The organism is Burkholderia sp. 9779_493 (assembly GCF_015712215.1).
GTDB classification, from domain to species: Bacteria; Pseudomonadota; Gammaproteobacteria; order Burkholderiales; family Burkholderiaceae; genus Burkholderia; species Burkholderia cenocepacia.
Genome location: NZ_JACCQA010000046.1, coordinates 22,093 through 43,158, shown reverse-complemented (window position 1 = coordinate 43,158; position 21,066 = coordinate 22,093). Strand labels below are relative to the sequence as shown.

The 21,066-nt window shown below is 66.7% G+C and carries 18 protein-coding genes; 10 read left to right on the top strand and 8 right to left on the bottom strand.

The features are described 5' to 3' along the window. Window positions 1–86 precede the first annotated feature (86 nt). The 3 genes from H0X95_RS31680 to H0X95_RS31670 all read left to right on the top strand — a co-directional run bounded on the left by H0X95_RS31680 (window position 87) and on the right by H0X95_RS31670 (window position 4,036). Entirely contained in the window at window positions 87–1,556 is a 1,470-nt protein-coding gene (locus H0X95_RS31680; RefSeq protein WP_059722903.1) for a benzaldehyde dehydrogenase, read from the top strand. A 14-nt stretch (window positions 1,557–1,570) separates the two neighbouring features. Continuing rightward, window positions 1,571–2,698: an NAD(P)-dependent alcohol dehydrogenase gene (locus H0X95_RS31675; protein WP_059722901.1), complete on the top strand. Its 1,128-nt coding sequence runs from the start codon at window positions 1,571–1,573 to the stop codon at window positions 2,696–2,698. A 174-nt stretch (window positions 2,699–2,872) separates the two neighbouring features. Further along, window positions 2,873–4,036 carry a helix-turn-helix domain-containing protein gene (locus tag H0X95_RS31670; RefSeq protein ID WP_230204634.1) on the top strand — a complete coding sequence of 388 codons (1,164 nt, stop codon included), beginning with the start codon at window positions 2,873–2,875 and terminating at the stop codon, window positions 4,034–4,036. A gap of 228 nt (window positions 4,037–4,264) precedes the next feature. Here H0X95_RS31670 and H0X95_RS31665 read toward each other — a convergent pair whose 3' ends face one another. Further along, on the bottom strand, window positions 4,265–5,167 hold the full coding sequence (locus H0X95_RS31665) for a LysR family transcriptional regulator (protein WP_048987154.1): 903 nt from the start codon (window positions 5,165–5,167) through the stop codon (window positions 4,265–4,267). Window positions 5,168–5,325: 158 nt separating this feature from the next. Between H0X95_RS31665 and H0X95_RS31660 the strand changes: the two genes are divergently transcribed. Further along, complete coding sequence (locus H0X95_RS31660) at window positions 5,326–6,102, top strand: SDR family NAD(P)-dependent oxidoreductase (protein ID WP_043205919.1); 777 nt, start codon at window positions 5,326–5,328, stop codon at window positions 6,100–6,102. Between the two features lie 28 nt (window positions 6,103–6,130). Here the strand turns inward: H0X95_RS31660 and H0X95_RS31655 are convergent, their stop codons facing one another. Then, entirely contained in the window at window positions 6,131–7,333 is a 1,203-nt protein-coding gene (locus H0X95_RS31655; RefSeq protein ID WP_059722897.1) for a sugar transporter, read from the bottom strand. A 230-nt stretch (window positions 7,334–7,563) separates the two neighbouring features. Here H0X95_RS31655 and H0X95_RS31650 point away from each other — a divergent pair, with 230 nt between their 5' ends. Next, window positions 7,564–8,238 carry an HAD family hydrolase gene (locus tag H0X95_RS31650; protein WP_006498299.1) on the top strand — a complete coding sequence of 225 codons (675 nt, stop codon included), beginning with the start codon at window positions 7,564–7,566 and terminating at the stop codon, window positions 8,236–8,238. A gap of 3 nt (window positions 8,239–8,241) precedes the next feature. Here the strand turns inward: H0X95_RS31650 and H0X95_RS31645 are convergent, their stop codons facing one another. After that, the gene (locus H0X95_RS31645; RefSeq protein WP_034203615.1) at window positions 8,242–8,949 is read right to left on the bottom strand and encodes a succinate dehydrogenase/fumarate reductase iron-sulfur subunit; all 708 of its coding nucleotides are present in this window, start codon (window positions 8,947–8,949) and stop codon (window positions 8,242–8,244) included. Between the two features lie 87 nt (window positions 8,950–9,036). Further along, a complete protein-coding gene (locus tag H0X95_RS31640) occupies window positions 9,037–9,279 on the bottom strand; it encodes a DUF6566 family protein (protein ID WP_006498301.1) in 243 nt (80 codons plus the stop codon). Between the two features lie 176 nt (window positions 9,280–9,455). Between H0X95_RS31640 and H0X95_RS31635 the strand changes: the two genes are divergently transcribed. From H0X95_RS31635 to H0X95_RS31615, 5 genes are read left to right on the top strand one after another with little or no spacing between them, the layout of a single operon-like run. Continuing rightward, entirely contained in the window at window positions 9,456–10,151 is a 696-nt protein-coding gene (locus H0X95_RS31635) for an MgtC/SapB family protein (protein ID WP_034204034.1), read from the top strand. Next, entirely contained in the window at window positions 10,148–10,486 is a 339-nt protein-coding gene (locus H0X95_RS31630) for a hypothetical protein (RefSeq protein ID WP_006498303.1), read from the top strand. Before H0X95_RS31635 ends, H0X95_RS31630 begins: the two co-directional genes overlap by 4 nt. Beyond that, window positions 10,483–12,681, top strand: a complete 2,199-nt coding sequence (locus tag H0X95_RS31625; RefSeq protein ID WP_059722895.1) for a VTT domain-containing protein — start codon at window positions 10,483–10,485, stop codon at window positions 12,679–12,681. Before H0X95_RS31630 ends, H0X95_RS31625 begins: the two co-directional genes overlap by 4 nt. Continuing rightward, entirely contained in the window at window positions 12,672–13,463 is a 792-nt protein-coding gene (locus H0X95_RS31620; protein WP_006498305.1) for an endonuclease/exonuclease/phosphatase family protein, read from the top strand. The genes H0X95_RS31625 and H0X95_RS31620 overlap by 10 nt, the downstream gene beginning before the upstream one ends. 29 nt (window positions 13,464–13,492) lie before the next feature. Further along, window positions 13,493–13,981: a phage protein NinX family protein gene (locus H0X95_RS31615; RefSeq protein ID WP_059722893.1), complete on the top strand. Its 489-nt coding sequence runs from the start codon at window positions 13,493–13,495 to the stop codon at window positions 13,979–13,981. An 83-nt stretch (window positions 13,982–14,064) separates the two neighbouring features. Here the strand turns inward: H0X95_RS31615 and H0X95_RS31610 are convergent, their stop codons facing one another. The 4 genes from H0X95_RS31610 to H0X95_RS31595 form a co-directional block, all read right to left on the bottom strand. After that, on the bottom strand, window positions 14,065–15,504 hold the full coding sequence (locus tag H0X95_RS31610) for a hypothetical protein (protein WP_059722891.1): 1,440 nt from the start codon (window positions 15,502–15,504) through the stop codon (window positions 14,065–14,067). A gap of 27 nt (window positions 15,505–15,531) precedes the next feature. Then, complete coding sequence (locus H0X95_RS31605; RefSeq protein WP_080353669.1) at window positions 15,532–15,819, bottom strand: PAAR domain-containing protein; 288 nt, start codon at window positions 15,817–15,819, stop codon at window positions 15,532–15,534. A 1-nt stretch (window position 15,820) separates the two neighbouring features. Beyond that, the gene (locus H0X95_RS31600) at window positions 15,821–17,155 is read right to left on the bottom strand and encodes a hypothetical protein (RefSeq protein WP_230204631.1); all 1,335 of its coding nucleotides are present in this window, start codon (window positions 17,153–17,155) and stop codon (window positions 15,821–15,823) included. A gap of 73 nt (window positions 17,156–17,228) precedes the next feature. Beyond that, entirely contained in the window at window positions 17,229–20,810 is a 3,582-nt protein-coding gene (locus H0X95_RS31595; protein WP_006498309.1) for a type VI secretion system Vgr family protein, read from the bottom strand. Window positions 20,811–21,066: the final 256 nt, after the last annotated feature.

Here is a 21,066-nt window from a genome sequence, read left to right as displayed (position 1 = left end):
TCCCCGCCCCCGCCTACCCTCGCGCGCATGCCGATCGACGCCAACCAACGCCGATCCGGCCGATCCGAATTTCCCCAGGAGCGCAAATGGATAGCAACACCCCCGCACTGTTCGACACCGACATCTGGCGCGGCAAGATCTTCAACGGAAGCTGGCACGCGAGCCCGCACGCGGCCGACGTAATCGAACCGGCAACCGGCAACGCGCTCGGCCGCATCGGCGTCGCCGACGCCGCAGCCATCGGCGAAGCATCAGCGACCGCCCACCGCACCCAGCCCGCGTGGTTCGCCCTCCCCTACGACGAGCGCGCAGCCGTCCTGCGCCGCGCCGCAGCCATCGCCGAAACGCACGCCGACGCGATCGTCGACTGGCTCGTGCGCGAAAGCGGCTCGACCCGCGCAAAAGCGTCCTTCGAAACCTCCATCACCATCAAGGCACTGCACGAAGCCGCCAGCCTGCCATCACGCGCAGCCGGCGAAGTGCTCCCGTCCGCGGCCGGCCGCCTGTCGCTCGCGCGCCGCCGTCCGCGCGGCGTGGTCGGCGTGATCTCGCCGTTCAACTTCCCGCTGTACCTCGCGATGCGCGCGGTCGCGCCGGCGCTCGCACTCGGCAACGCGGTCGTGCTGAAGCCCGATCCGCGCACCGCCGTGTGCGGCGGCGTCGCGATCGCGCGCGTGTTCGAGCTTGCCGGCTTGCCCGAAGGCGTGCTGCACATGCTGCCCGGCGACGGCGCGGCCGGCGCGGCACTGGTCGCCGATCCGCACGTCGCGATGATCCAGTTCACCGGCTCCACCGCGGCCGGGCGCAAGGTCGGCGAAGCGGCGGGCCGCCATCTGAAGAAGGTGTCGCTCGAACTCGGCGGCAAGAATTCGCTGATCGTGCTCGACGATGCCGACCTCGACCGCGCGGTCGCGAACACCGCATGGGGCGCGTATCTGCATCAAGGCCAGATCTGCATGGCGACCGGCCGCGTGCTCGTGCAGCGCGCGATTCACGACCGCTTCGTCGCGAAGCTCGTCGAGAAGGCGCGCAGCCTGCGCGTCGGCGACCCGGCCACCGGCGACGTCGGCCTCGGCCCGCTGATCAACGCCGCGCAACGCGACCATGCGGCGAGCGTGGTCGACGCGGCCCGCCGCGCGGGCGCACGCGTCGAGACGGGCGGCAATCATCGCGACCTGTTCTTCGAGCCGACCGTGCTGAGCGGCGTCGCGCCGGGCAATCCGGCGTTCGACGAGGAAATCTTCGGGCCGGTCGCGATCGTCGTGCCGTTCGATACCGACGAGGACGCGATCGCGCTCGCGAACCGGACCGAATACGGGCTGTCGATGGCGATCCTGTCCGCCGACGTCGGCCGCGCGCTGCGGATCGGCGAGCGCTTGAACACGGGGCTGCTGCACATCAACGACCAGACGGTCAACGACGAAGTGATCAACCCGTTCGGCGGCGTCGGCGCATCGGGCAATGGCTCGAGCATCGGCGGTGCGGCAAACTGGGAGGAATTCACGCAGTGGCAGTGGCTGACGATCAAGGGCGAAGCGCCGCCGTATCCGATTTGACGAGGAGACCGACCATGTACACCGACAACGATACACGCGCCGTCACCGCGGCCGTCGCGCGCACCGCCGGCGCGCCGTTCTCGATCGAATCCGCCCGGATCCGCGCGCCGCGCGGCGACGAGGTGCTGGTGCGCGTCGTCGCGACCGGCTTGTGCCATACCGACCTGATCGTGCGCGACCAGTACTATCCGGTGCCGCTGCCGGCCGTGCTCGGTCACGAAGGCGCCGGCGTGGTCGAGGCGGTCGGCCCGAACGTGAAGACGCTCGCCGCGGGCGACCACGTCGTGCTGACCTACGGCGCGTGCGGCCACTGCACGTCGTGCGTCGGCGGTCACGGCGCGTATTGCCGGCAGTTCTTCGCGCTGAACTTCGGCGGCGCCGACGCCGACGGGCAAACCGCGCTTCGTGACGCATCCGGCCAACCGCTGCACGATCATTTCTTCGCGCAGTCGTCGTTCGCGAGCTACGCGCTCGCCCGCGAGAACAACGCGATCAAGGTGCCGAAGGAAGCACCGCTCGAGCTGCTCGGCCCGCTCGGCTGCGGGATCCAGACCGGCGCGGGCGCGGTGATCAATTCGCTCGCGGTGCGCACCGGCAGCAGCTTCGCGAGCTTCGGCGCGGGCGCGGTCGGCATGAGCGCCGTGATGGCCGCGCGCATCGCGGGCGCCACCACCATCATCGCCGTCGACATCGTGCCGTCGCGGCTCGCGCTGGCGCTCGAACTCGGCGCGACGCACGCGCTCAACAGCCGGGAAGTCGACGTCGTCGACGCGATCCGCGAGATCACCGGCGGCGGCGTCGACTACGCGCTCGAATCGACCGGGCTGCCGGCCGTGCTGTCGCAAGGAATCGACGCGCTGGGCTCGCGCGGCACGATGGGCGTGGTCGGCGCGCCAAAGCTCGGCACCAGGGCCGAATTCGACGTGAACAGCCTGCTGCTCGGCGGCCACACGATCCGCGGCATCGTCGAAGGCGACAGCGTGCCACAGACGTTCATTCCGCAGCTCGTCCAACTGCACCTGCAGGGCCGGTTTCCGTTCGACCGGCTGGTGAAGTTCTATTCGCTCGAGCAGATCAACCAGGCCGCCGAGGACAGCAGCAAAGGCATCACGCTCAAGCCGATCCTGCGGTTACCGCACTAGGCGCGGGGCGCCGCGGGCCGTCCGCCGATGCCGGGCGGCGCCACGCGGCGGGCGACCTTGCCGGGCACGAAAATGCCCGGCTTCGGGCAGCGGGCTATATTACGCATTCGCGCGACACGCCGGGCCGGCACGCCCGGCCCGACCATTCGACCTCACATGGAGCGCAGCGTGAACATGGCCCCTGAATCCCCTGCACGGCCGGTCGACCTCGACCGGCTCCGCGCCCGCTTCGCCGCGGGCGAGCCGCTGCCGGAAACGGCGTTGCCGGCCAGCGTCGCACGCTCGTGGCTGCGCTCGCGCGACGCCGGGCTGCGGCCCTGGCAAACCGCCCGCTATGAAATGCAGCGCGAGCGCGACGAATCGCGCGCGGACCGGCGGCTCGCCCGCTGCGTCGCGCAGGAGATCGAGCCGCTGTGGGCCGCATTCGGCGGCACCGAATGGACGATCATGTGCGTCAATCCGCACGGCACGATCGTCCATGCGCGGCGCAGCCCGCAATGCGACGACGCGCTGCTGACACCGATCGTCGCCGGACGCCGGATCGTCGAGCCGAACGTCGGCACGACCGCGCCGAGCTGCGTGATCCACGACGGCGCCGAGGCCATCGTCGCGGGCGCGCAGCATTATCTCCACGAGTTGTCGCGGGTGTTCTGCCTCGCGGTGCCGCTGGTGGGTTTCGACGGTGAAGTGATCGGCGCGCTCGACATCACCGGCGTCGGCCGGCGCAACGTCGTGCAGTTGCGCGAACAGTTCCGGCACGCGGCGCTGTCCGCCGAGCAGCGGCTCTACGCGATGTTGCGTGACTGCCATCTGCTGCAGGTCCAGCATGACGCGCGCTGGCTCGGCACGCCGCTCGCCGGCGTCATCGCGCTCGACGAAGCGGGCCGCGTGCGCGCGGTGAGCCGCCTGGCGCGCCAGATGCTCGACCTCGCGCCCGCCGGGCCGGTGGCCCCGTACGATCTTCGGCAACTGTTTCCCGGCGCGACGCCCGCGCAGCAGCGCCGCTTGCTGACACCGGCGCGCACGCCGCAGCGGATCGCACGCGACGATGGTAGCCATGTATGGGTGCGCACCGTGCGTGCACCGCTCGACCGGGCGACGACGGCGCGCCACGCCGACGTGCTGGAAGACGCCGCCGACGTGTGCCGCACCGCATCGGTCGCGGGCCCTCAGGCGAGCCTGCACGAACAGTCGCTCGACGCGATCCGGCGGACGCTCGCCGAGCACGACGGCAACGTGTCGGCGGCCGCGCGGCAGCTCGGCATTTCCCGCACGACACTGTATGCGAAGCTCAGGCAGCTCGATGCGGCGGGAATCGGGTACGACGGGTCGCATTGACGGTTCGCGATAGCGGGCCGTGTGGCTGGCGATGGCGCCAAGCCACGCCCGCCGCTCATGCAACTGCAAAGCTGGCCGCGCGAGCCCGGCCGACAACGCACCGACCACGCCGCCGAAGGAGCCGATCCACGGTCGCCCGAACTCGCCGACTGCGATCATCGAATGCGGGTGCGTCGGCACCAGGACGCTGCCGCAGCGTGTCGGCCGACGGCACGGCGGCGACCACGCCTACTCCCGCCACGTCGCGTCCGCGAGCTTCGCCACCAGTTCGTCGTACACCACCCGGATACGCCTGGGCATCGGGCCGCGCCGCGGCCGATAGACGTGCAGCTTCCACGGCTCGGGTTCGAGGCTCGGCAACACCCGCACGAGGCGCCCCTTCCTGACGTACGGCCGCACCAGATACTCCGCGCACTGGCCGACCCCGACGCCCGCGCACACGGCCTCGATCTCCACCTCGGTGTCGTCGGTCAGGTAAGCCGGCGAAGGCGGCACGAACTGCTGTTCGCCGCGAAACATCCACGGCCACGGGCGCCCGCTCGCGCGGTCGATCAGGCAGGTCACCGGCATCGCTTCGAGCGCCTTGCGGTTTTTCGGCTCGCCCAGCCGCCGGATCAGCGCCGGCGCGGCCACCACCCACATCGGCAACGGCCCGACCATGCGCGCGACGAAGCGGTTGTCGCCGATCGCGCCGACGCGCACGCCGATGTCGATCTGCTCGTCGACCACCGGCGACGGCACGTCCGACAGCCGCAGATCGGGCACGAGCCCCGGATACCGCTGCATGAGGCCGGTGAGGATCGGCTGCACGTAGTGCCGCCCCATGCCCGACGGCGCGGTGATCCGGACGACGCCGACCGGTTCGTCGCGCTGACCGGTCGCCGGCCCGAACAGCCCGTCGACGACGGCCAGCGCGCCCTGCACCTCGCGCGCGAACGACTGCCCGAACGCGGTGATCCGGATGCTGCGGGTCGTCCGGTGAAACAGCGTTTCGCCGAGCATTTCCTCCAGCTCGCGCACCGCGCGCGTGACGACCTGCGGCGACACGCCGAGCCGCGCGGCCGCCTCGCGAAACGTCGGCGCGGTGGCAGCCGCGGCAAAGATCTTCAGGATGTCGAGGCGATTGAGCATGGGAAGCCTTTATGATGCTCGCGAAAAAGCGATTTTAATTCCTCAAAAAGGAATTCTAAATGCGCCATTGTTCCATTTTTTTGTCGCCGCCGAGCGACCACAATGCGCATCAGACGTCGCTTCGACGCAACGGGTCAACCACCACGGAGAAACGCATCATGAACGCAAGCAAGCACGCCGCCCCACTCGAAGGCCGCATCGCGCTGGTGACGGGCGCCAGTTCCGGCATCGGCCGCGCGTCGGCGCTCGAACTCGCGCGCCGCGGCGCGAAGGTCGTCGTGTCCGCCCGGCGCAAGGCCGAGCTCGATCGGCTGGTCGACGAGATCGCGACCGCCGGCGGCAACGCAACAGCCTTTGCCGCGGATGTCGCGAACGAAGCCGAGCTCCGCCAGTTGTTCGATTTCACGGAGTCGACCCACGGACGCCTCGACATCGCGTTCAACAATGCGGGCACGGAAGGCGTGTTCGCACCGATGCTCGAGCAGGACGCGGAAAGCTACGACCGCGTATTCGAGCCGAACGTGCGCGGGGTCTTCAATTCAATGAGGTTCGCCGCTGAAATCATGCTGCGTCAGGGCAAGGGCAGCATCATCAACAATGCGTCGATGGGCGGCGTCATCGGCTTCGAGAACGCGTCGGTGTATATCGCGAGCAAGCACGCGGTGATCGGGATGACGAAGACGGCGTCGATCGAATGGTTCAAACGGGGCGTGCGCGTCAACGCGCTGTGCCCGGGGCTGATCGATACGCCGTTCCATCATCGCGGCATCTGGCCGTCGGAGGACGCACGGCTCGCCTTCGCCGAATCGACGCCGGCCGGCCGCTGGGCGTCGGCCAACGAGATGGCGACGGTCGTCGCGTTCCTCGCGTCGGACGATTCCAGCTATGTGTCGGGGCACGCGCTGGTGGCCGACGGCGGCTACTCGGTCGCGTGATCCATCGGGCGCGAGCCGCGCGGCGGCTTCAGGGCGCGGGGGCCGCGACCGCGGCTTCCCGTTTCGCGTGCAGCCGCAACGCGGCCCACGCGATCCCGGCCGCGAAGATCGCGACCACGCCGCCGAAAGTGCCGATCCACGGCAGCCCGAAATCGCCCGCGATATGGTTGCCGAGCAGCGCGCCGGCGCCGATCCCGACGTTGTACAGCCCGGAGTAGATCGACACGGCCAGGTCGGTCGCCTCCGGCGCCAGCTTCAGCACCCACGCCTGCATCGCGAGCCCGAAACAGACGATCGCGCCGCCCCACACCAGCGTGTGCACGGACAGCGTGACGATGTTCAGCGCGCACGGGAACAGGATCAGCAGGCAGCCCGACAGCGCGACAATCGACGCCAGCAGGAAATCGTCGGGCCGGTGCGGATAGACGCGATTGAAGCAGACCGCGGCCGGCAGGCCGGCGACGCCGAACAGGATCAGCACGTAGGTGATCCGGCTGCTGCTCGCGTGGTTGACGCTCTGCACGAACGGTTCGATGTACGTGTACGACGTGAAGTGCGCGGACACGACGAGCACGGTGATCGCGTACAGCGCGACCAGCGCCGGCTTGCGCAGGAACACGCCGATGCTGCTCAGCGAGCCCGCCCCCTGGCTCGGCAGCGACGGCAGCGTGGCACGCAGCAACAGCAGCGCGACGCCCGCCGCGCCCGCGATGATCAGGAACGTGACGCGCCAGCCGAACGCCTCGCCGATCACGCGGCCGAGCGGAATCCCGGCCACCATCGCGACCGCCGAGCCCATCGCGAGCAGGCTGAGCGCGCGGCTTTTGCGGTCGCTCGGCGCGAGCCGCACGGCGAGCGGGACCGAAATCGACCAGAACACCGCATGTGCGCACGCGATGCCGAGCCGGCCGATCATCAGTACCGTGAAATTCCACGCGACGCCGGTCACGACGTGGCTGCCGACGAACACCAGCAGCGCGACGCTCAACAACTTGCGGCGCTCGACGTGCCGCGTGACGAACGTCAGCGGCAACGACACGACCGCGACGGCCCACGCGTAGATCGTCAGCATCAGGCCGACCGCGGTCGGCTGCATCTGCAGGCTGTCGCCGATCGCGCTCAACAGCGCGACGGGCACGAATTCGGTGGTGTTGAAGATGAAGGCAGTGAGGGCCAGGGCCAGGACGCCCCACCACGATTGCCTGGAACTGACGGCGTCCGGTGTTGCCATGCGTGGATTCGACGAGACGAGGGTTGGGGGCGCGTACGGCGCGGGCGCGGCGTGGCGCGGAAAGCCCGGCCCCGCCCGGCACATCGCCGCGATTGTACCAGCGGCGCATGGCTCGCCGCCGCCCGGCGCGGCAACGGGACATGGCGATGACACGGCTCAGCGCCGATAATGTGTCGACAGGGCATGCTTGCGGGCAATTTGCCCGACCATCATCGGGCCAGGAGGATTACATGCGCATTGAAACGTCATTTCTGTTCGATCTCGACGGCACGCTCGTCGACAGCGTCTATCAGCACGTGCTCGCGTGGAAGGAAGCACTCGATGCCGAAGGTATCGAACTGTCCGTGTGGCGCATCCACCGCAAGATCGGGATGAGCGGCGGCCTGTTCCTGAATCAGCTGCTGCGCGAGACGGCCGGCGACATCGACGCCGAACGCGTCGAGCGGCTCGCGCGGCTGCATGCGGCCGCGTATCAGCGGCTGCGCGCGCAGGTCCGGCCGCTGCCGGGCGCGCGCGAACTGCTGGCCGCGCTGTCGAATGCCGGCATCCGCTGGGCGATCGCGACCAGCGGGCGGATGGAAACGGCCGCCATCAATCTCGAGGCGCTCGGCGTCGATCCGGCGAAGAACGTCGTCGTCACGCGCGATCAGGTGAAGTACGCGAAGCCGGACCCGGACCTGTTCCTGACCGCCGCCGCGAAGCTGAACGTGCCGATCGAGCATACGGTGGTGGTCGGCGACAGTATCTGGGACATGCTCGCGGCGAGCCGCTGCCGCGCGCTCGGCGTCGGGCTGCTGGCGGGCGGGTATGGCAGCGACGAACTGGAACGCGCCGGCGCGCTGCGCGTGTACGACGATCCGGCCGACCTGCTGTGGCATCTGGACGAGGTGGCGGCGCGGCCGTAGGCGCTACACCGTCCGCCTGACCAGCATCGTCCGGATCTCCGAAATCGCCTTGGTCGGATTCAGCCCCTTCGGGCACACGTCCGTGCAGTTCATGATCGTTCGGCAGCGGAACAGCCGGTACGGATCCTCGAGATCGTCGAGCCGCTCGGCCGTCGCGAGATCGCGCGAATCGGCGATGAAGCGGTACGCCTGCAGCAGCCCGGCGGGGCCGACGAACTTGTCCGGGTTCCACCAGTAGCTCGGACACGACGTCGAACAACACGCGCACAGGATGCATTCGTACAGCCCGTCGAGCTGGTCGCGCTCGTCCGGCGATTGCAGCCGTTCGCGCTCGGGCGGCGTCGTGTCGTTGATCAGGTATGGCCGGATCGAGTGGTACTGGTTGAAGAAGTCGGTCATGTCGACGATCAGGTCGCGCACCACCGGCAGCCCCGGCAACGGCCGCAGCACGATCTCGCGCGGCAGCGTCTGCATGTTGGTCAGGCACGCGAGGCCGTTCTTGCCGTTGATGTTCATCGCATCCGACCCGCAGATGCCTTCACGGCAGGAGCGCCGGTACGACAGCGTCTCGTCGTCGCGTTTCACGCGGCCGAGCACGTCGAGCAGCATGCGGTCGTCCGGGTTCACGTCGATCTCGAAGCGCTGCATGTAAGGCGCCGTGTCGCGATCGGGGTCGTAGCGGTAGATATGCAGGGTGCGCGGATCGCTCATCGATTCCTCCCGGCGCGGGCCGGCATGGGTTCACGGGGTGCTGCGCAAGTGCTGTCGCGGCACACGGCGCCGCAAGCGCCATGCCGGTCAGTCGTCGTCCACGCGCTTGTCGATCAGATAGCGGCCGCGCTCGACGCCCGCGCGCAGCGCCTCGACCTCGGTCAACCATTCGGGGCCGGCCGCCTCCGGCACATACAACTCGATGCGCGCGCCGTCGACGTACACCTGCACCTCGTCGCGCCATGCGCCCCGCTCGTTGGGTCGCGCCCAGACGAGAATCTCGTACCCGCGATACGGGTCCCGAACCTGTGCGTCCTGTTGATGTGGCACGGTGGCCTCCTGTCTTATCTGCGATGGCGATGCAAAAAATGCGCGCCGCATGCACGGCGCACACGCCGCCGGCCTTGCGCGCACGCGCCGTGCCCGGCCGGCACGGGGCTTGCGTCCCATTTCCGCATCGAACCGCTACCGCGCCGCACCACGCGGCGCCGGAAGGGATGCATATCATGATCAGCCACATCGAACTACTCGGACGCCTGCTGCTGGCCGCGCTGCTCGGCAGCGTGATCGGGCTCGAACGCGAGCGCCTGAACTGGGCCGCCGGGCTGCGCACGCACATGCTCGTGTGCGTCGGCTCCGCGCTCGTGATGCTGGTGTCGACGTTCGGCTTCGAGGACGTGCGCGGGCAAAACGGCGTCGTGCTCGATCCGTCGCGGGTCGCCGCGCAGGTGGTGTCCGGCATCGGCTTTCTCGGCGCGGGCTCGATCCTGCTGCGCGGCGAAGTGGTGCGCGGGCTGACGACGGCCGCGAGCCTGTGGGCCGTGGCCGGCGTCGGGCTCGCCGCGGGCGGCGGGATGGTGGTCGCGTCGATCGGCGCGACGGCGATCATGCTCGTGATCCTCGCCGGCGTGAAGCCGCTCGAGCGCCGCTTCATCGCGCAGCGCCAGCAGCGCACGCTGCTGCTCGTGGCCGAGCGCGGCGGCCTGACGCTCGGCACGCTGCACGAAGCGCTCGGCCCCGGCCGCGTGCGCGTGAAGCGGTTCATCGTCCAGCAATCGGACGACGATCCGGATACCGACGACATCTCCGTCTCGTTCTCGCGCACGAGCGGGCCGGAATTTGCGGCGATCTGCGAAACGCTGCAACGCATCGCGTGCGTACGGACCTGTCAACCCGACACCTCGTCAAGGAGCCTCGTGTGACCCAGACCGACCTGCTCTCCTATCTCGTGACGAGCCAGCTGGCCGCGCGCATGCGCAGCGGCGCCTGGCTCACGACCAGCCAGCTGGTCGGCGCGTTGCGCGCGTGGCTCGCGTGCCAGCACGCCGAATGCGACTGGCTCGACCGGATCAGGATCGCACACGCGTCGGCGACGATCGCACAGGAGATCTACGAGATCGCGATCGCGCACGGCGATCCGCACAGCGGCGAACGCGTGCGGCTCGACGCGCATTCGCCGGAACTGCAGGCGCTGCGCGCGCGCTGCGACGCGCTGCTGCAGCGGATCGACGGCGGCCGGGACGTCGGCGCCCGATGATCGTGCCGGATCGCGCGACCCGCGCCGACGACGGCCGGCTCGACGCCGCGCCGGCGGCCGGCCCGCCGCGGCACGGCCTGCTCGAACGCGGGCGCAACTGCGACACGATCCGCGGCGCGGACCGCTTCGCGATGCTGGTCGACGGCGATGCGTACTTCTCGACGCTGCGCGCCGCGCTGCTGCGCGCGCGCCACACGGTGTTCATCGTCGGCTGGGACGTGGACAGCCGGATGCGGCTCGCGCCCGGCGGCGCCGACGACACGCTGCCCGACACGCTCGCGGCCTTCCTGCACGCGCTCGCGTCCGCCCGCCACAATCTGCGCATCTACGTGCTCGCGTGGGACTTCGCGATGATCTACGCGCTGGAGCGCGACTGGCCGCCCGTGTATCGGGCCGGCTGGCGCGCGCATCGCGGCATCCGGTTCCGGCTCGACGATGCGCATCCGCGCGGCGCGTCGCATCACCAGAAGCTCGTCGTGATCGACGACCGGCTCGCGTTCGTCGGCGGGCTCGACCTGACGCGCGCCCGCTGGGACACGCCCGCGCATGCGGCCGACGATCCGCGCCGCCGCGACGAGCACGGCATGCCGTACGGGCCGTTCCACGACGTGCACGCGATGTTCGACGGCGACGCCGCCGCCGCGATCGGCGAGCAGGCGCGAGCGCGCTGGCTGCAGGCGTGCGGGCGCCCGATCGCGATCCGCGCGCAGCGGCATCTCGACCGCGCGGACGACGACGATCCGTGGCCGCCCGATGCGCGCGTCGACGTGCGCGACGTGCAGCTCGGCATCGCTTATACGGCGCCGCGTCACGGCGGCCGCGAGCCGGTGCGGCAGGTGCGCGCGCTCGTCGAGGACGCGATCCGCGCCGCGCGGCGGCACCTGTATGTCGAAAACCAGTATTTCACCGCCGCGGTGGTGCGCGAAGCGTTGTCCGCGCGCCTCGCCGACACGCACGGGCCGGACGTGACGGTCGTCGCGCCGCGCGTGCAGAGCGGCTGGCTGCAGGAAGCGACGATGGGCGTGCTGCGCGCGCGGCTGCACGCGACGCTCGCGTCGGCCGACCGCTTCGACCGCTACCGGCTGCTGTATCCGCACGTCGACGGGCTCGGCGACGGGTGCGTGAACGTGCACAGCAAGGTCGCGATCGTCGACGACGAATGCATCGTGATCGGCAGCGCGAACCTGAACAACCGCTCGATGCTGCTCGACACCGAATGCTGCATCGCGCTCGTCGCGGCCGGCGATCCCCGCATTCGCGCCGCGATCGCCGCCATGCGCGAGCGGCTGCTGGCCGAGCATCTCGGCACGACGCCCGCGGCAGTGGCCGACGCGTTCGCGTGCGGGGAACGGCCGAACGTCGTGCTCGACCGGCTGCGCGCGAAACCCGGCCGCACGCTGCGCACGCTCGATCCGGCCGTGTCGCCGCAATTCGAAGCGCTGGTGCCGGTCAGCGCGCGGCTCGACCCGGAACAGCCGATCGAACCGGACCGGTTCATCCGCGAATTCGTGCCGCACGAACAGCATCGCACGCTCACCGCGCGCTTTTTCGTGCTCGGTGCGATCGTGCTCGCGATCGCCGCGCTGGCGCTCGCGTGGCGCTTCACGCCGCTGGGTGCGCACCTGAACGTCGCATCGCTGTCGCACGCGGTGGCCGGCATCGCGCGGCTGCCGGCCGCGCCGGTGCTCCTGCTCGCGGCCTACGTGATCGCGGCGACCTGCGCGGTGCCGATCACGCTGCTGATCGCCGCGACGGGGCTCGTGTTCGGCGCGTGGCCGGGTTTTGCGTATGCGGGCATCGGCTCGATGGCAGCGGCCGCCGCGACCTACGCGCTCGGCCGCTGGCTCGGGCGCGACGCGGTGCGCCGGCTCGCCGGCCCGCGCGCGAACCGGCTGAGCGAGCGCATCGGCCGGCGCGGCGTGGTCGCGATGGCCGTGCTGCGGCTGCTGCCGATCGCGCCATTCACCGTCGTGAACCTCGTCGCCGGCGCGTCGCACATCGGGCTGCGCGACTTCCTGATCGGCACCGCGCTCGGGATGCTGCCGGGCATCGTGCTGACCGTCACGTTCGCGCACCAGCTGACCGCCGCGCTCAGCCATCCGGGGCCCGGCGCGTTCGCATGGCTCGCGGCGATCGGCCTCGTGCTGGTCGGCGTGTCGATCCTGCTCGTGAGGATGCTGCGACGATGGCGCTGAGCGAACACGCGGCCCCGCCACCGCACGTCGTCACCGCCGACGCGGCGCCCGCCGCCGCGCCGGGCGGGCGCGACCTGCGGATCGCGACCTACAACATCCACGGCGGCTACGGTGCGTGGCCGGCGCGCGCGGTCGACCGGATCGCGGCCGTGATCGACGAACTGGACGCGGACGTGATCGCGCTGCAGGAAGTGCCCCTCGGCGGCACGCGCGCGCCCGACGTGCTCGCGCATTTGCGCGACGCGACCGGCATGCACGCGGTGGCCGGCCCGACGATCGACACGCCGGAGCGCCGCTACGGCAACGCGGTGCTGTCGCGCTGCCCGATCCGCGCGGCGCGCACGCTCGACCTGTCGTTCCACCCGCGCGAGCCGCGTGGCGCGCTCGACGCCGACATCGACTGCGGCGCGGGCACGATCCGCGTGGTCGCGACCCATCTCGGGCTGTCCGCCAGCGAACGCAGCGCGCAGGTGCAGCGGCTGCTCGCGGCGTTCGACACCGGCGCGATGCCGGTGATCCTGCTCGGCGACATCAACGAGTGGTTCGTGCGCGGCCGCGCGCTGCAGGCGCTCGTCACGCGATTCCGGCGCGCGCCGGCGCCGCGCACGTTCCCGACCGTGTGCCCGGTGTTCTCGCTGGACCGGATCTGGATCCATCCGGGCGAGCTGCTGGTCGACGTGGTCGTGCACCGCAGCGCGCGGGCCCGGCACGCGTCGGACCACTATCCGCTGGTGGCCCGGATGCGCGCGACGCCCGCGACGGGCACGGCGCTTGCGCGGTGACGCGTTTTTCGATCCGACGGAGTCAGCCCATGCGAACCGATGCCCTCGACGGAAAGGATCTCGATTACTGGTGCGCCCGCGCGTTGTGCGCCGATGACGAAGACACGCTGCGCTTCACGGCGGTCGCGCCGACCGTCATCGTGACGGCCGCGTGCGACGCGTTCCGGCATCTCGATGCGCCGTTCGCGCCTTCGGCGTCGTGGGCCGATGCGGGCGCGGTGCTCGATCGCGTGACCGATCTGCGGATCGCCCACCATGGGAACGACGTCGAATGCGACGCGACCTTCGTCGACGGCCCGTCGACGTGCGGCGCGCATGGCCGCGATGCGCGCGTGGCGCTGCTGCGCGCGTTCGTGCGTGCGCGCTTCGGCGACGAGGTGGACGCTCCACCGCCGTTCCCGCACCGGATCGAACATGGCGCGGTGGAGCGGTATGACCCGGGTGTGCCGATCCCGACGACGGACGACGATGCCGCGACGGGCGACAGTTCGGATATTCGGTCGATACCGCGCATGTAGTGCACGCGTCGGCCCTATGGTAGCGCTCGAATTGCCACTACTGCACTGCATCCATGTAATAACCGCCGCGTCCGGCGGGGGGATCAACCGTACGCGCGCCAAACGTCATCTGTGTAGATCCGTGGGCCCCAAAAAATGCGCCACGCACAACTCAACACGACGACCAAGCCAATCACCACCGTCATCACCACCTCGAAGGTGTGCCACGTCTCATAGGGCGACATCAGCATCAAAAATGCCCACAGAGCCATGCAACCGCTCAGATCGGCCCACGGAAGCAGTGCGTACTCGTATTCGGACTTCCAGGGTACGTCGACCGCCGGCTTATCCTTGACGACGATATTCAGCACGACCCCATCCGGCCTGGGCAGTGCGACGAGTTGCGCCCCTTGACCGAAATGCGCCATCTTCGCCGCCAGCGCCTGAAGAAGCCACCGTGCGACCGGCGCCTGCGGCCCCGTTGCTGAATCGAGTGCGTGTTGCTCCACCTTCAGCTCCGTATCCTTCACGGCGCCAAGCGTCGCGTGCAAGGCCAACCCCTTCAGGCGGCTATACCAGAAATGACGGATCCGTTCGCGTGGCACCTGTTCGGCAGCGAGCAGCCGCGCAAGCGCCTTTTCTACTTCGTCGGCATCCGCGACGATCTGGCGTAACAGCCACGCATGACATTTCAATTGCGGCCTTTCCTGCATGAGCGCAGGTGAACCGAGTAGCAATGCCACCGCCGCCTCGGACGCGGCCGGCCGAACGTCGGCCCCGGTGCCGTTGAGGTGCCAGGCCAGCACCAGTCGATATTTCGGGTTTCTGCCCGATTCGGATGAAGCCGCGTAAGCCGTGTCGGTATCGCCCTCGAACCAGACGTTCGCAAACCCCGGATTGCGATCGTTGCTCAACCATCTGATGCGCGGTTTCCCGGGTAATTTCAGTTTCGTCCACACTGCCAGCACGTCGACATAGGATTCGGCACGCTCGCACTGCATCACGATGTCGAACGAATCACTGCGCGCCGCGCGGGCAAGCTTCGCGGCGAGCGGCGCCAGAAGCGCTTCGATCACCATTCGCTCTCGGGGCGCGCCGTCGGTACTTTCGATGCCATTGAGCCGCATCACTCTGCCGGGATTTTCCGGCGGACTCCCATCGAGCTTCAACATGCGCTCCGCAAGATCCGGCTCCGGCGCGAAAATCACTGTGTCGAGCACTGCCACGCCCGAACGGACCCCGCGTTGCCATCTCATGAGCAAATGCCAGCGGGCCGTATTTTTCACCGCCGCTTCAAAGGCGCGATTGTCATACAGCGATGCATAAAGCACGGAGCTGACCGCTATCCAGAGGGCGAACGGAGCGGCGAGCGCGGTTCGCGTGAAGTCCTCCGAGGCCATGGATTTGTCGTGCGGCCATGTCACTACCGTGCCGGCCAGAAACGCGCATTCGATCAGAACAAACAGCGCGACATATAACCAGACGGGCGGAGGTTCGCCCGCCGACCATTCGCCGTGAGCAGGCGGGGTCCAGCGAAATTTCATCGTGCCTCCATGAAGAGCACGTTACCGTTATTCGACAGTCCAGTCGCGCTGCGACGCGATGAGTCGTGGCGGAGGATTGCACACGCATCGGCAAAGGTCTCCCTCCAGCGCATGCTGTTTACCGCTGAGGTCGTCAGCACGTGGGGTCGAGCCATCGGGTTCGATATGGCCGACGGTGTTGCACGCGGGACATCCAACCCGCGCACCCAGGTAGCTCAACCTTCGGTCGCCGAGACCGATGTCGTCGAGACCGTCGAGCACGACGCCATTCGCAGTGGTCCGGTCGCGCTGGAAGATGCAGGCTCGGCCGGTCATGTCAGACGCCGATCCATTCCCAATCGGTGTCATCGCCGGTGGCTTTCAGCGCTGGCATCGTCTGCCCATATCGGAGAGTGACGATACCCGTCGGATCGTAGCGAGTGGAATTCCATCCCTCACGCACACGCGGAAGCCATCGGCCGCTACGCGGGCATGGCACGCCCGATGGGCTGAATTGTCGCGTTTCTTCGATGGTGTCGAATGAATACGTCTTGACCGGCGTCGGCGCACTGCCTTCCCACAGCCACTCCACCGGGCCGTCGAGACTGATGCCGTCGCCTCCCTCCATCAGCATCTTCACCCGTTCGGTCGTCGCAACGTCCCCGGCCTTGAACGGAACGAGCTGCAGGCTGCGGTGAGCGGTGGAGTCAGTGCGTATGGCCCGGTAAAGGCCGTCTTCCTTGAACGTCTGGCCGGGTTTCACCGGGAAATAGGACAGGCGAGTCCGCTGGTATGCCTCCCACTGCTCACGCTCCTGCGGAGTGGAGGGGTAGTCGCGGTCGAAGGTAATTCGGGTCGGCTTCGTGTAGTCGGAATGGAAATCGACACGCAACAGACTGGACTCGATTCCTACGACCTTAATGTTCATAAACGCGCCTGCATATAAATCGTAGGTGCCTGCAGTGAACCTTATAACCTTCGAAGTTTTCATTTTTACAACTACGGCACTATGCGGCTCAATAATTACCTTACCGCCAGCAAATTGAGTCGGGTCAGCAAGAGGCTCACCCGCCAATGCAAAACCGATTTTTGGCGACGCCCTTCCTTGCGAATCCGTAACAGCCAATATATTCATATACTTCCCCATCTTTCCCTCCCATCTGTCCGGCGTCTCGAATTGAATCGGATAGCTTCCACTGTTGTCGAATTTCAGCGACACTAGAAAACCGTCAGCAGCACGGTCAATCGAAACAAGAGAAACGTCCAATTTAACAATTCTACGTCCAGACTGCACCCCCATATTAGTAAGTTCTTCTGCGAGATCGGATATTTTTATCCGAATATCGCGACCGAGATCACTTAAATAACCATGATGAACCGCGCCTCCACATCGCGCGATATAGAGAATCGGAATTATCGTGCCACTTCCTGCTTCTTTCGAGGAGCACAGTAGTTCCGCCATCTTCTTGGCCGCTTCGAGGTTCTTACCGTTCAACCTCATTTCGTAGATACCGACGCCATTGATATTGCGGTCTCCATCCGAATCGCCGATCTGAACCCGCAGTACGTCTCCGGATACCGAGACCGAGTTATTCCCGTAGGCGTTGATGGCACCATCCGCCCCACCGTTTGTCGTGCAGTTGAATTGCATCGCTTGATTCACCGGGCTCATACTCTGAGCCTGAACACTCTCTCCAATTAAAAACAGGCAAAGGGCCATGTTGCACAGATAGAAAATCCACGAACTACACCTCATAACCCACCCTCCACAGTTTGTTTGTCGCAATCGAAAACTGACGCCGCACATATTCTAGATAATAGGGCTTGATGCCTGCGGTAATACGCCCTGACTGCACTGGCGAATTCGCACCACTCCCCATCACATTGAAACTTGAATATCCCTGCCAAAACATGGCTCCTGCTTTCGCATCAACAAGTGAAAAATCTATCTGCTCACCCTTGATGTATGAATGATGAATCCAGCCGCCTTGATCGTAATACTCGTCGGGGAAATTGAAAAAATGTCCGCACTCATGCGCTTCGACATTTGCGCCCGGGTAATCGTGCTTTATTTTTAACTCGTCCTTCCATTTATGCCTCTCCCCCCAAGAACCCGTGTCTGCCCGAAAGACCTCCGGAAACAGCTTGAGCGTGACGTGCGGCTCGAATCCCTTAATGGGCGCGCCTTTAATCGACACGCGAAGATCAACTTTGAAATGGACCTTCACCCGGCATCCGCAGGCCGCCCCCTTGGAGCACCCATCAAGGATCAGCTTGTAGTCCCCTTGATTCAGCACGGCCTCGATACGACCGATTAGTGTATGGACGTCGAAATCGGACCCGACTGCATCGCGATAATCCATCTTGACACCCTTGCGCGTAGAACCGGGCGTCATTGTCGAGTGAACGGAATACTCATAAGGAATCGTCTGTTCCTCAGTCGGCACCGACATATCACGTTCGCCTTTCAGATTCACCGGAAAAAGATCCATCGGAACCAGCATGACGCGAACCGTGCAGGTGATCGCCTTTTCCTTTTCGCTGTACGCAAATTCAAAATATGAGTCTCTCGAACCGCCACCCCTGTACCGTTCTCCCGTCTCCGAATCTTTCCACGGCGTCCGGTCGTTCAGCACGCCCCAATACGAAAGGGATTCAATACGTGCCCTTACGTCGACCTTCAGGTCCGATATTTTCCAGTCGCAAGGCACCGCATTCGCCAGCTTGATCGGATCGGGCGTCACCAGGGTTTGGTGCTGATCGTCAGGATGGTTCAGCGTGACCGTGGCTTTGGGAATGTCGTCATCCACGTTCGACGGTTTGCCATCAAACGGGGAAAAGGCCGACGCCCCCGACTGGACATCGCCGCCGGAAAGTCGCGAAAAGAAATCGCCAAGCGGCGACGGCGCGACGTCACCTATATCGGGAACCGGCGCGACCACATCAGCCGCTGGCACCTGCTGCGGAACAAACCCCGGGTTGGTACGCCACACCTCGCATTGCGTCACATACGGCACGAATGCCGGCGCAAATGCCGCGCCGCCCAAGTCCATCTGCGCGGGACCGGTCTTTTTCAGCGTGCTCGTCTTGAACAGCACGCCGCCGCGCGTACCCATTTCGATCTCGCCCGGCGTCATGCGGAAATACGAGCCGCCGACGTTCATCACGATTTCCTTGGCCGACTTGACGTGGAGCACGCCGTTCACCGTCTCGACGGTCATGTCGTCCTGCGACGCAAGCTGCATGCGGCCGCGCTGTGCCTGCACGACGACCGCACCCGCAGCCGCAATCAGGCTCATGCCTTTCTGCGTGAACAGCGACACCACGTCGTGCGCGGCCACCGTAAAGCGTTTCCATACGCTCCAGCTCGCATCGCCCTTGGCGACGCCGACGATGTTTTCGCCGGCGACGACTTGTACGTTCTTGTCGGCCACCACACCTGCCGATGCAGGCGCGGTCACCAGCACACCAGACTGCCGAAGCTGGTCGAGCGCCTCGTTCGCGGCTCGCTGACTGCCGATATCCGCCGCTTCCGCCTTCGACGTCTGTGCGGATGACGCCAGCGCCTTCGCCAGTGCCAACGCGTCCTCGAGCTGCGCAACGGTCTCCTGCATGTCGAGTTGCTTGCCCGACGCACCGTTTCGCGCATAGGCCGACACCAGGACACCCCCGCCGCCACGCAGCGCGGCAGGGCCATCCGATCGCAACTCGGCGCCGCTCCCTCGCTCACTCTGGCCGCGGTCCACCATGTGCCCAAGATTGAGTTGCGACTTGCCGTGTTCGGTCGCGATCTTGATATGCTCGCGCCCGCCCCGGTCGTCCATCTCGAGCGTATTGTTCGAGCGGGTCCGGATCGTATTGCGCGTGCCCCAGGGAACACCTGCGACGATCGGGTCCGTGTGTTGGGCGGTATGCAGCACGTGGCTGATGAACGGCAAATCCACGCAGCCCCACAGGAAGCTCACGCCGACCACCGTGCCCTCGACGAGCCCGAAGTGGAAACCGGTTTGGTCTGGCCCCGCGAACGGTTTCGCGAGCCGCATCGGGCAGCTTTGCAGACCGGGCGTGCGCGTATCGCGATCCAGATGAAGATCGACGATGTATTCGCCCTGACTATCGAGATAGGGATCTTTCCAGCAGCCGGACGACGTGATCGTCCCGGTAATGACCGCGTCGATCCTGGGCCAGGTTTCTTCCTTCAATGGCATTCGATACTGGCGATCCGATGGAATCGCATCGAATATCACGCGATATGCGTTTCGCCGGCTCGCGCCGCACGTCACGCGCACGACGACGAGCCCGTGCTTCGCGTCGGGCAATTCCCGGTTCGACAGTTTCAGCACCGAGCCAGGGGTGAGGTCCAGCATGTCGCACTCGCCGCGATATTCGACCTGCCCGGCCAGCGCTACCTCGCGGCGCAGTTGCGCCTCCTCCTTCGTCTCGTCCTCGTTCTGACTCGGCGTTCCCCACGCATAGGCTTCGCCGTACGTCGTGCGGTCGTCGTGGATCGGGCTGACCGCCTCGATCGGATCCGATATTGCCGCTTCCGTGTCGAACGTACGGACCGCATAGGCCGCAGGCACGGTCGTCGCACGCATTTCGAGCGCGCTGACCGACTCGATGCCGTTGGGATCCAGCCCGCTGTGCGGCCGGTATGCGACCATCAGGCGCTCGGGATCGCGGCGGTAGTGCGCATAGTCGTCGCGGAAGCACACACGCTCGCACCGCTGCCCTTCGTCGCACACGAACCAGATACCCGAGCGTCGGCACAGTCGCGTGACGAACGCCAGATCGTCCTCGTTCCATTGCATCACGAAACGGCGCTTGCGGTAGGCCCGATTCAACGTGAATTCGAAATCGGCGAAGATCTTGTTGAAATCGTGCTCCCGCAGAATCCGCTCGATGATCTCCGGAATGCTCGCGTCGAGGAAGAACCGGCACTTCGGCGCATTGCGCAGCAGCGCCAGTCGCGACTCCAGCACGATTTCGTACAACGACTGGTCGCGGTTCGTAGTCTTCAGCGCAAAGCCCGTCACTACACCCTGCACGCGCCGCGCTGCTTCCGGCTGACTCCATCGGTCTTGCGCCGGCGGCTGAATGACGAACGCGCCCATCCGCATCAGGAATTCGCTACGCGACAGGTCACGGCGAGGATGCGTGAACTGGATCGTGTACCGGGTCGGCTCGCCGATTCCGCGTGTGCCTTCGAACTCGTACACGTCCGCGAGTGCGGCTGAAGGCGCTCCCTTGATATCGAGGCTATAGAACGGATGGATGTTGATGCCCGCACGCGCGGGTGTATCGGAAATGGCCGTGCTCGTGCTCAATGCGCCCCCGTCGAATGTTATTGGAATATCGCGAGCGATCCTAACCGTGCGGAACCCAATGCCACCATAGGACTCGTATGATTTTGCCGCGAATATCGACACGAACTTTCGACGGGTGCGGTCTTTGCGCATCGGGCGTTCTGCAACAAATACCTCGTCCGGCCCGGATGCCGAGTTTTCATCCGCGGCTCTGCGTCATTGGCAAAAATTTCACAAGGCCGGGCCACGCTGCCGCCAGCACATACGCGTAAAAACG

What these genes read in the sequence shown, in the direction of transcription:
- H0X95_RS31680 (WP_059722903.1), top strand. Translation starts at nt 87, where the DNA reads ATGGATAGCAACACCCCCGCACTGTTCGACACCGACATCTGGCGCGGC.
- H0X95_RS31675 (WP_059722901.1), top strand. Translation starts at nt 1,571, where the DNA reads ATGTACACCGACAACGATACACGCGCCGTCACCGCGGCCGTCGCGCGC.
- H0X95_RS31670 (WP_230204634.1), top strand. Translation starts at nt 2,873, where the DNA reads ATGGCCCCTGAATCCCCTGCACGGCCGGTCGACCTCGACCGGCTCCGC.
- H0X95_RS31665 (WP_048987154.1), bottom strand. Translation starts at nt 5,167, where the DNA reads ATGCTCAATCGCCTCGACATCCTGAAGATCTTTGCCGCGGCTGCCACC.
- H0X95_RS31660 (WP_043205919.1), top strand. Translation starts at nt 5,326, where the DNA reads ATGAACGCAAGCAAGCACGCCGCCCCACTCGAAGGCCGCATCGCGCTG.
- H0X95_RS31655 (WP_059722897.1), bottom strand. Translation starts at nt 7,333, where the DNA reads ATGGCAACACCGGACGCCGTCAGTTCCAGGCAATCGTGGTGGGGCGTC.
- H0X95_RS31650 (WP_006498299.1), top strand. Translation starts at nt 7,564, where the DNA reads ATGCGCATTGAAACGTCATTTCTGTTCGATCTCGACGGCACGCTCGTC.
- H0X95_RS31645 (WP_034203615.1), bottom strand. Translation starts at nt 8,949, where the DNA reads ATGAGCGATCCGCGCACCCTGCATATCTACCGCTACGACCCCGATCGC.
- H0X95_RS31635 (WP_034204034.1), top strand. Translation starts at nt 9,456, where the DNA reads ATGATCAGCCACATCGAACTACTCGGACGCCTGCTGCTGGCCGCGCTG.
- H0X95_RS31625 (WP_059722895.1), top strand. Translation starts at nt 10,483, where the DNA reads ATGATCGTGCCGGATCGCGCGACCCGCGCCGACGACGGCCGGCTCGAC.
- H0X95_RS31620 (WP_006498305.1), top strand. Translation starts at nt 12,672, where the DNA reads ATGGCGCTGAGCGAACACGCGGCCCCGCCACCGCACGTCGTCACCGCC.
- H0X95_RS31615 (WP_059722893.1), top strand. Translation starts at nt 13,493, where the DNA reads ATGCGAACCGATGCCCTCGACGGAAAGGATCTCGATTACTGGTGCGCC.
- H0X95_RS31610 (WP_059722891.1), bottom strand. Translation starts at nt 15,504, where the DNA reads ATGAAATTTCGCTGGACCCCGCCTGCTCACGGCGAATGGTCGGCGGGC.
- H0X95_RS31605 (WP_080353669.1), bottom strand. Translation starts at nt 15,819, where the DNA reads ATGACCGGCCGAGCCTGCATCTTCCAGCGCGACCGGACCACTGCGAAT.
- H0X95_RS31600 (WP_230204631.1), bottom strand. Translation starts at nt 17,155, where the DNA reads ATGAGCCCGGTGAATCAAGCGATGCAATTCAACTGCACGACAAACGGT.